We start from the raw sequence: 2,515 nt of genomic DNA, 5'->3' as shown, positions 1-2,515 counted from the left end.
GGATCTCCGCCACGTGGTCCGGCGCGATGGCGTCCAGCCAGCGCCGGCACGCGCCCAGCGGGTCGTCGTGTTCGCCGCGCAGCTGGCCGTTGAGGGCGTTCACAAAGAGGTTGTTCACGTCGATCAGCAGGCCGCAGCCGCTGCGCCGCGCGAGCGCGTTGAGGAATTCGGGTTCGTCCATATCGGCCTCGCGCCACTGCACATAGGCCGAGAGGTTTTCCACCGCGATGGGGCGGCGCAGGCGGTCCTGCACGCGCTGGACGTTGGCGCACATGGCGTCCAGCGCCGCGCGGCTCATCGGCACGGGCAGCAGGTCGGCCGCGTGCACCATGGCACCGCGCGCGAAGCTGGCGTGGTCGCTGACCCGCACCGGGTCGATGGCCTGCACGAGCCGCGCCAGCTGGTCCAGGTGCTCGGTGTCGATACCTTGCGCTGAGCCCAGCGACAGGCCGACGCCGTGCAGGCTCACCGGGCAGTGCGCGCGCCCTTCGCGCAGCACGGCCAGGGCCGCGCCGCCGGGGGCGAAGAAGTTCTCCGAATGGACTTCGATGAAGCCGAGGGCAGGCCGCTGTTCCAGCAGCGCTGCGTAATGGGGGTGCCGCCAACCGATGCCGACCTCGGGCGCTGCGGCATGAGGCCGATGAGCGTGTGCGGTCATGGTGGCGGGCTTTCTTGTGCGAGGTTTGGCCGCGGATCAGGACTTCTTCATGCCCATCTTGGCGTCGTCCATCGACATGCCGCCCATGGTCTTGCAGGTGCCCGCAGCGACGTACTTCCATTCGCCCTTGTCGTTGTCGACCTTGGCCTGGCCGGCGCAGGAATGCGAGCCGGAGAGGTTGGCACAGTCGTTCTGCCCGGCCTTGGCGATGCCAAAGCATTTTTCCTTGGCCGCGTCCTGGGCCATGGCGGGGCTGGTGAGCATGGCAAGGGTCATCAGCGAAGCGGCGGCGGTGGTGATCATCTGGCGCTGGTTCATCGGTTTTCTCCTGAATGAGGTGGAGGTTGAGAGTCAACCGGTGCGTGCCGCGGGGCGATGTTCACCGGTTGAGCGTCAGTCAGCCGATGGGGATGGTTCTTACACGCCGCACAAAAAAATATTCCTCGGTCCTCCGCTGGCCGGGTCTTTACACTCGCAGCGAATCGCCGAATGCCCATGACCCAGAACCCGCCCGACTTCACGACCCAGGTGGCCGAGTGCCGGGCCTACCTGCTGCGCTTCGCGCGCCTGCAGCTGCGCAACGACGCCTGGGCCGAAGACGCCGTCTCCGAGACCGTGCTGGCCGCGCTGGCCCGGCCGCAAGCCTTCGAGGGCCGTTCCCAGATGCGCACCTGGCTGGTCGGCATCCTCAAGCACAAGATCATCGACATCCTGCGCCAGCGTCAGCGCGAGGTGACGCTGGACAGCGGCTCTGACGACGACAGCACCGATCCGCTGGAGCACATGGCCTTCAAGGCCGATGGCCATCACGCCCAGATGCCCGCCGACTGGGGCGATCCCGAGCAGTCGCTGGGCAGCCGCCAGTTCATGGCCGTGCTCAACGCCTGCACCGAAAAACTGCCGCCGGTGCAGGGGCGCCTGTTCCTGATGCGGGAGTGGCTGGAGCTCTCCAGCGACGAGATCTGTAAGGAACTGGGGCTGACGCCGACCAATCTCTATGTCCAGCTCCACCGGGCCCGCCTGCGCTTGCGGGAGTGCCTGGAACTGAACTGGTTTGGACGAACACACACGACATGAAGGCCGCTTACCCGTTTCGCCGCACCTGCAAGGAGGCCACCGCACTGATGGTGGCCCGTGAAGACCGCCAGCTGCCGTGGGCAGACCGCGTCGGGCTGCGCCTGCATCTGATGGTGTGCAAGGCCTGCCCCACGTTCGAACGCCAGATGCTGACGATGCGCCACGCGATGAAGCAGTGGCGCGGCTATACAGAAGAAGAGTAGCGACCTGCGCAGCGGCGGAGCGCGGGAGTCACATCCCTCAGTTCAACAGCGCCTGCGCAAACTCGCGTGCGTTGAAGGTTTCCAGGTCTTCGAGCTTTTCACCGACGCCGATGAAGTAGATCGGCACCGGCCGCTCGCGCGCGATGGCGCAGACCACGCCGCCCTTGGCCGTGCCGTCGAGTTTGGTGATGACCAGGCCGGTGAGTTGCAGTGCCTCGTCGAAGGCCTTGACCTGCGTCAGCGCGTTCTGGCCGGTGTTGCCGTCGATGACGAGCAGCACCTCGTGCGGCGCCGTGCCGTCGGCCTTCTGCACCACGCGCTTGATCTTCCGGAGCTCTTCCATCAGGTGCAGCTGCGTCGGCAGGCGGCCGGCCGTGTCCACCAGCACCACGTCGCGGCCGCGCGCCTTGCCGGCGCTCACGGCGTCGAAGCTCACGGCGGCCGGGTCGCCGCCTTCCTGCGTCACGATCTCCACCGTGTTGCGGTCGGCCCAGACGGCCAGCTGCTCGCGGGCCGCGGCGCGGAAGGTGTCGGCAGCGGCCAGCAGCACGCTGGCGCCTTCGTTCGCCAGATGGCG

The 2,515-nt window shown here is 67.4% G+C and carries 4 protein-coding genes and 1 pseudogene; 2 read left to right on the top strand and 3 right to left on the bottom strand.

Going from position 1 to position 2,515, the window contains the following annotated elements:
* Window positions 1–658 (bottom strand): DUF692 domain-containing protein (locus VGF12_RS17525; protein WP_331177331.1); only part of this gene is annotated, 658 nt, incomplete at its 3' end.
* Between the two features lie 36 nt (window positions 659–694).
* Entirely contained in the window at window positions 695–976 is a 282-nt protein-coding gene (locus tag VGF12_RS17520) for a DUF2282 domain-containing protein (RefSeq protein ID WP_331177330.1), read from the bottom strand.
* 171 nt (window positions 977–1,147) lie between these two features.
* On the opposite strand from VGF12_RS17520, the gene VGF12_RS17515 reads away from it, so the two are divergent.
* Both VGF12_RS17515 and VGF12_RS17510 read left to right on the top strand, forming a co-directional pair.
* Complete coding sequence (locus VGF12_RS17515) at window positions 1,148–1,735, top strand: sigma-70 family RNA polymerase sigma factor (RefSeq protein WP_066149524.1); 588 nt, start codon at window positions 1,148–1,150, stop codon at window positions 1,733–1,735.
* Window positions 1,732–1,938 (top strand): zf-HC2 domain-containing protein, encoded by a 207-nt coding sequence (locus VGF12_RS17510; RefSeq protein WP_066149526.1) that lies wholly within the window; start codon window positions 1,732–1,734, stop codon window positions 1,936–1,938. Before VGF12_RS17515 ends, VGF12_RS17510 begins: the two co-directional genes overlap by 4 nt.
* 37 nt (window positions 1,939–1,975) lie before the next feature.
* On the opposite strand, the pseudogene VGF12_RS17505 reads toward VGF12_RS17510, so the two are convergent.
* Window positions 1,976–2,515, bottom strand: a pseudogene (locus tag VGF12_RS17505) (signal recognition particle-docking protein FtsY); the annotation flags it as partial.

The organism is Roseateles sp. (genome assembly GCF_036404855.1).
Taxonomy (GTDB): domain Bacteria; phylum Pseudomonadota; class Gammaproteobacteria; order Burkholderiales; family Burkholderiaceae_C; genus Pelomonas.
This window is presented reverse-complemented; position numbering and strand designations above follow the sequence as displayed.